5 protein-coding genes are annotated in these 6220 nt (G+C 59.7%); 3 read left to right on the top strand and 2 right to left on the bottom strand.

Features of this window, described 5'->3' with window-relative positions; translation table 11 throughout:
• Window positions 1–53: 53 nt before the first annotated feature.
• On the bottom strand, window positions 54–1547 hold the full coding sequence (locus tag GH769_RS28325) for a CoA-acylating methylmalonate-semialdehyde dehydrogenase (RefSeq protein WP_014716778.1): 1494 nt from the start codon (window positions 1545–1547) through the stop codon (window positions 54–56).
• Between the two features lie 39 nt (window positions 1548–1586).
• Entirely contained in the window at window positions 1587–2936 is a 1350-nt protein-coding gene (locus GH769_RS28320) for an aspartate aminotransferase family protein (RefSeq protein ID WP_003188272.1), read from the bottom strand.
• 126 nt (window positions 2937–3062) lie between these two features.
• Between GH769_RS28320 and GH769_RS28315 the strand changes: the two genes are divergently transcribed.
• The 3 genes from GH769_RS28315 (at window position 3063) to GH769_RS28305 (ending at window position 6213) form a co-directional block, all read left to right on the top strand.
• Window positions 3063–3983 (top strand): LysR family transcriptional regulator, encoded by a 921-nt coding sequence (locus GH769_RS28315; protein ID WP_003188270.1) that lies wholly within the window; start codon window positions 3063–3065, stop codon window positions 3981–3983.
• 88 nt (window positions 3984–4071) lie between these two features.
• Window positions 4072–5466 carry a uracil-xanthine permease family protein gene (locus GH769_RS28310; RefSeq protein ID WP_032902919.1) on the top strand — a complete coding sequence of 465 codons (1395 nt, stop codon included), beginning with the start codon at window positions 4072–4074 and terminating at the stop codon, window positions 5464–5466.
• 87 nt (window positions 5467–5553) lie between these two features.
• Window positions 5554–6213, top strand: a complete 660-nt coding sequence (locus GH769_RS28305; RefSeq protein ID WP_014716776.1) for a TetR/AcrR family transcriptional regulator — start codon at window positions 5554–5556, stop codon at window positions 6211–6213.
• Window positions 6214–6220: the final 7 nt, after the last annotated feature.

The raw sequence follows: 6220 nt of genomic DNA, 5'->3' as shown, positions 1-6220 counted from the left end.
CTCCAACAACGTAAAGGCCGGCCCCAAGGGGCCGGCCTTTTACCTACCGAGCCTTACAGGCTGGGAAAGGCGAATTGCGACGCTTCATGGCTGGCCCGTTGCGGCCAACGCTGGGTGATCGCCTTGCGACGAGTATAGAAACGCACCCCGTCCGGCCCATAGGCATGCAAGTCGCCAAACAGCGAACGCTTCCAGCCACCAAAGCTGTGATACGCAACCGGCACCGGCAGCGGCACGTTAACACCCACCATGCCGACTTCAATCTCATCACAGAACAGACGCGCCGCTTCACCATCACGGGTGAAGATACAAGTACCGTTGCCGTATTCATGATCGTTGATGAGTTGCATCGCCGCTTCCAGGCTATCCACCCGCACTACGCACAACACCGGGCCAAAGATCTCTTCTTTATAGATACGCATCTCAGGGGTGACGCGGTCAAACAAGCTGCCACCGAGGAAAAAACCTTGCTCATGCCCGGCAACACTCAAGCCACGGCCATCAACGACCAGCTCAGCCCCCGCCGACACACCGTCTTCTATATAGCCACTGACTTTATCTCGCGCCTGCCCCGTCACCAACGGGCCCATATCCAGCCCGCAAGAAGTGCCCGCACCAATCTTCAACGCCTTGACCTGTGGCACCAGCTTGGCAATCAATGCATCCGCCACCTGATCGCCCACGCACACAGCCACCGAGATCGCCATGCAACGCTCACCGCAGGAACCATACGCCGCGCCCATCAGGGCACTCACAGCGTTATCCAGGTCTGCATCCGGCATCAGCACCGCGTGGTTTTTCGCCCCGCCCAGCGCCTGCACACGCTTGCCACGTTTGGTCGCTTCGGAATAGATGTACTCGGCAATCGGCGTCGAGCCTACAAAGCTCAAGGCTTTGACTTCAGGCGCTTCGATCAATGCGTCCACCGCGCCCTTGTCGCCATGCACCACGCTGAGCACGCCTTTGGGCAGCCCGGCTTCCTGCAACAGCTGCGCGATCAACAGCGTCGAACTCGGGTCGCGCTCTGAAGGTTTAAGGATGAAACAGTTACCGCAGACAATCGCCAGCGGGTACATCCACAACGGCACCATCGCCGGGAAGTTGAACGGGGTAATACCCGCTACCACGCCCAATGGCTGGAAGTCCGACCACGCATCAATGTTCGGCCCTACGTTGCGGCTGTATTCACCCTTGAGAATCTCCGGCGCCGAGCACGCGTACTCCACGTTCTCGATCCCACGCTTGAGTTCACCCGCGGCGTCTTCCAGGGTTTTGCCATGTTCTTCGCTGATCAACTGCGAGATCCGTGCTTCGTTCTGCTCCAGCAGTTGCTTGAAACGGAACATCACCTGGGCACGCTTGGCCGGCGGCGTATTGCGCCAGGCCGGAAACGCCGCCTTGGCTGAGTCAATCGCCTGTTGAATGGTTTCACGGCTGGCCAACGGCACCTGGTGAATCACCTGGCCGGTAGACGGGTTATAGACGTCGGCACTACGACCGCTGTCGTTGACCAGCTCACCGTTGATCAAATGCTGGATAAGGCTCATGCAGGGCTCCTGAAAAATTGTTCTATATAGAAGGAGAAATCAGTCGATCTTGTTCAGCACTTCGCCGACCGCGTCAAACAGACGGTCCAGGTCCTGCGGCTTGCTGTTGAAGGTTGGCCCGAACTGCAGGGTGTCGCCGCCAAAACGCACATAGAAACCGGCCTTCCACAATGCCATGCCGGCCTCGAATGGACGCACGATGGCATCTCCATCACGCGGGGCAATCTGAATCGCACCGGCCAGGCCGTAGTTGCGAATGTCGATCACGTTCTTGCTGCCCTTCAAACCGTGCAGCGCATTCTCAAAGTGCGGTGCGACTTCGGCTACGCTCTGCACCAGGTTTTCTTTCTGCAACAGGTCCAATGCCGCCAAGCCCGCCGCGCAGGCCACCGGGTGCGCCGAGTAGGTGTAGCCGTGGGGGAATTCCACGGCGTATTCCGGCGTCGCCTGATTCATGAAGGTCTGGTAGATCTCGCTACTGGCAATCACCGCGCCCATCGGGATCGCGCCGTTGGTGACTTGCTTGGCGATGCACATCAGGTCCGGTGTCACGCCAAAGCTGTCGGCACCGAACATCGAGCCGGTGCGGCCAAAGCCTGTGATCACTTCGTCGAACACCAACAGGATATTGTGCTGGTCGCAAATTTCGCGCAGGCGCTTGAGATAACCCTGCGGTGGCACCAATACGCCAGCGGAACCGGCCATCGGCTCGACAAACACGGCTGCGATGTTCGACGCATCATGCAGCTCGATCAGCTTGAGCAACTCATCGGCCAAGGCAATACCACCCTGCTCCGGCATGCCCCGGGAGAAGGCGTTGCTGGCCAGCAAGGTGTGAGGCAGATGGTCGACGTCCATCATCGCCTGGCCAAACAGCTTACGGTTACCGTTCACACCGCCCAGGCTGGTACCAGCAATGTTCACACCGTGGTAACCACGGGCTCGACCAATCATCTTGGTCTTGGTGGCCTGACCTTTGAGGCGCCAGTAGGCCCGCACCATCTTCACTGCCGTATCGGCACATTCAGAGCCCGAATCGGTGAAGAACACATGATTCAGGTTGCCTGGGGTCAGGTCGGTGATCTTTTCCGCCAACTGGAAGGACAACGGATGACCGTATTGGAAGCCTGGGGAGTAGTCCAAGGTGCCCAATTGCTTGGCGACCGCTTCCTGGATTTCCTTGCGCGTATGCCCGGCGCCACAGGTCCACAGGCCCGACAACGAATCATAGACCTTGCGCCCCTTGTCATCGGTCAACCAGCTACCCTCGGCGGCCACGATCAGGCGTGGATCGCGCTGGAAGTTGCGGTTGGCGGTGTAAGGCATCCAGTGCGCATCCAGCTTCAATTGGCTGGCCAGTGACGATGGGGCGTTTTCGGGCATGTTCATCAGCAAAACCTCGCAGGGCAAAAGGCAGCGTCGGGATTGAAAAAGCGTTGTTGCAGCTAAATTGCCACGGGGATAAAGTCGGTGAAATCCAACTCTTCTAACCTTCAGTCAGGCCTTCACTAAACTATGAGCAGCCGTCGTCCCGACCCTTTGGCGCAAGTCAGTGACTTCGATATTCGCCTGCTACGCATCTTTCGCAGCGTGGTGGAGTGCGGCGGCTTCTCGGCAGCGGAAACCGTCCTTGGCATCGGGCGCTCGGCCATCAGCCAGCAGATGAGCGACCTTGAACAACGGCTCGGGCTGAGGCTCTGCCAACGCGGCCGCGCCGGGTTCTCTCTGACAGAAGAAGGCCGCGAGGTCTATCAGTCTGCCCTGCAACTGCTGAGTGCCCTGGAAAGTTTTCGCACCGAGGTCAACGGCCTGCACCAACATTTGCGCGGAGAGTTGATCATTGGCCTCACCGACAATCTGGTGACCCTGCCCCATATGCGCATCACCCACGCATTGGCGCAGTTGAAGGAACGCGGCCCGGACGTGCAGATCCAGATTCGCATGATCGCCCCCAATGAAGTGGAGCAAGGCGTACTCGACGGTCGCCTGCACGTCGGTGTGGTGCCCCAGGCCAGCGCACTGTCGGGCCTGGAATACCAGCCGCTGTACAGCGAACGCTCCTTGCTCTATTGCGCGGTCGGCCACCCGCTGTTTTACGCCGACAACAAGCAACTCGACGACGAACGCATCGACAGCCAGGATGCCATCGCCCCCACCTTCCGCTTACCCGCGGAAATCCAGGCCCATTACCAGGCGCTCAACTGCACCGCCAGTGCGTCAGACCGTGAAGGCATGGCGTTCCTGATTCTCACCGGGCGTTATATCGGCTATTTGCCCGATCACTACGCCAGCCTATGGGTGCAACAAGGCCGACTGCGTGCGCTGAAACCGGCGACACGTTTTTACGATTTGAGCCTGGCATCGGTCACGCGCAAGGGCCGTCGCCCTCATTTGGTGCTGGAAAGCTTCCTCGAAAGCTTGGCCGCCACCCGCTAACTCGGGCCTTGCACAAAAAGCTGAGCACATGGACAGCTTTTTGCAAGAGCTCAAGGACCTTGAACCGTCCGCCTTGAGTTGACCCGCCATGCCCCCAGAATCCTCCAGCCCCAGCGACCTGATCTACGGCCTCAACGACCGGCCGAAACCACTGCCCGCTTTCCTCGCGGCCCTGCAACATGTATTGGCGGCGTTCGTCGGCATCATCACGCCGCCTCTGATTATTGGCTCCACCCTCGGCCTCACCGCCCACTTGCCCTACCTGATCAGCATGGCGTTGATGGTTTCCGGCGTAGGCACCTTCATCCAGGCACGCAGGCCGTTTGGCATCGGTGCCGGCATGATCTGCCTGCAAGGCACCAGCTTTGCGTTTCTCGGCGCCGTATTGTCAGCAGGCTTTCTGGTGAAGCAACGCGGTGGCAGCCCGGAAGACATTCTGGCGATGATTTTCGGCGTGTGCTTCTTCGGCGCGGCGGTGCAGATTGTATTGAGCCGCTTTATCAGCCAGTTGCGCCGCGTGATCACTCCCCTGGTGACCGGCATCGTAATTACGCTGATCGGCATCAGCCTGATCAAAGTGGGCATCACCGACCTCGGCGGTGGTTTCAATGCACCGGACTTCGGCGCTCCCGCCAACTTGGCGCTGGGCCTGTTCGTTGTATTGACGATCATCCTGCTCAACCGCTCGAACACGCCCTGGGTACGCTTGTCGGCCATCATCATCGGCCTGGCCCTGGGCAGCCTCGCGGCGTGGTTCAGCGGCAAACTGACTCCCCAGGCGTTGCCTGACCTGCCATTGGTCAGCCTGCCTACACCATTCCGCTTTGGTTTCAACTTCGACTGGAGCGCCTTCCTGCCGATTGCGCTGATTTATCTGATCAGCAGCATCGAAACCGTCGGCGATCTCACCGCCAATTGCATGATTGCCCGCCAGCCCATCAGCGGCCCTTCTTATATAAGCCGGCTCAAGGGCGGCGTGCTCGGCGATGGGGTGAGCTGCATGATCGCCGCCACCTTCAGCGCCTTCCCCAACACCACGTTTGCCCAGAACAATGGCGTGATCCAACTCACCGGCGTGGCCAGCCGTTATGTCGGTTTATACATCGGCGTGTTGCTGTTCTGTCTGGGCCTGTTTCCGCTGATCGGCGCTGTACTGCAGCAAATCCCCAAGCCGGTACTGGGCGGCGCCACCCTCGTGATGTTCGGCAGCGTGGCCGCGGCAGGCGTGCGCATCCTCGCCCAGGCGCCGCTGGACCGACGCAGCATGCTGATCATCGCCACCTCATTCGGCGTTGGCCTGGGTATCGCCGCGCAACCTAACCTGCTGCACCTGATGCCGACACTGGTGCAGAACCTGTTCGACTCCGCCATCACCAGCGGCGGTATCACCGCCATCCTGCTGTGCCTGTTACTGCCGGAGGCCAAGGCAAGTACCGCCGCCGCAAACCACAGCCCGGAACGCGACAGCCTGGAGCCGCTTTGACGGTTTTATTGCATCAGGACTTGTCTGAGGCTTGAGGGTGGGTTATCTGTGCACACGTCGTCTCTATCGATCAGCACGGAAACCTCCATGAGCCTCGAAGTTCCTGCCCACAGCAACCACGCCGGTAAACCCGCCAGCCGCATTCGGCAAAAGAACGAACAAGCGATTCTCCAGGCTGCTGAAGATGAATTCGCGCGTCATGGCTACAAAGGCACCAGCATGAACACCATCGCTGCCAGTGCCGGGCTGCCCAAGGCCAATTTGCACTACTACTTCACCAACAAGCTGGGCCTGTACGTCGCGGTGCTGAGCAATATCCTCGAACTGTGGGACAGCACCTTCAACGCGCTGACCGCCGAGGACGACCCGGCCGTGGCGCTCGCTCGCTACATCCGCACCAAGATGGAATTCTCGCGCCGCCAACCCCAGGCTTCGCGGATCTTCGCCATGGAGATCATCAGCGGTGGCGAATGCCTCACTGAATATTTCGGCCAGGACTATCGGGCCTGGTTCAGTGGCCGTGCCGCAGTGTTCCAGGCGTGGATCGACGCCGGCAAAATGGACCCCGTCGACCCTGTGCACCTGATCTTCCTGCTGTGGGGCAGCACCCAGCACTACGCTGACTTCGCCACCCAGATCTGCCGTGTTACCGGTCGCACCAAGCTGACCAAGCAGGACATGGAAGATGCTGGCACCAACCTGATCCATATCATTCTCAAAGGCTGCGGCATCAAGCCAGCCCTATAAACGAAGC

Source organism: Pseudomonas sp. CFSAN084952, assembly GCF_009648855.1.
Classification (GTDB): Bacteria; Pseudomonadota; Gammaproteobacteria; order Pseudomonadales; family Pseudomonadaceae; genus Aquipseudomonas; species Aquipseudomonas paracarnis.
Note: the sequence above shows the minus strand (reverse complement) of the source record. Positions and strands in the feature narration are given on the sequence as shown.

Excerpts from the sequence above, each read along its gene's own strand:
- GH769_RS28320 (WP_003188272.1), bottom strand. The coding sequence starts at position 2,936 with ATGAACATGCCCGAAAACGCCCCATCGTCACTGGCCAGCCAATTGAAG.
- GH769_RS28305 (WP_014716776.1), top strand. The coding sequence starts at position 5,554 with ATGAGCCTCGAAGTTCCTGCCCACAGCAACCACGCCGGTAAACCCGCC.
- GH769_RS28325 (WP_014716778.1), bottom strand. The coding sequence starts at position 1,547 with ATGAGCCTTATCCAGCATTTGATCAACGGTGAGCTGGTCAACGACAGC.
- GH769_RS28310 (WP_032902919.1), top strand. The coding sequence starts at position 4,072 with ATGCCCCCAGAATCCTCCAGCCCCAGCGACCTGATCTACGGCCTCAAC.
- GH769_RS28315 (WP_003188270.1), top strand. The coding sequence starts at position 3,063 with ATGAGCAGCCGTCGTCCCGACCCTTTGGCGCAAGTCAGTGACTTCGAT.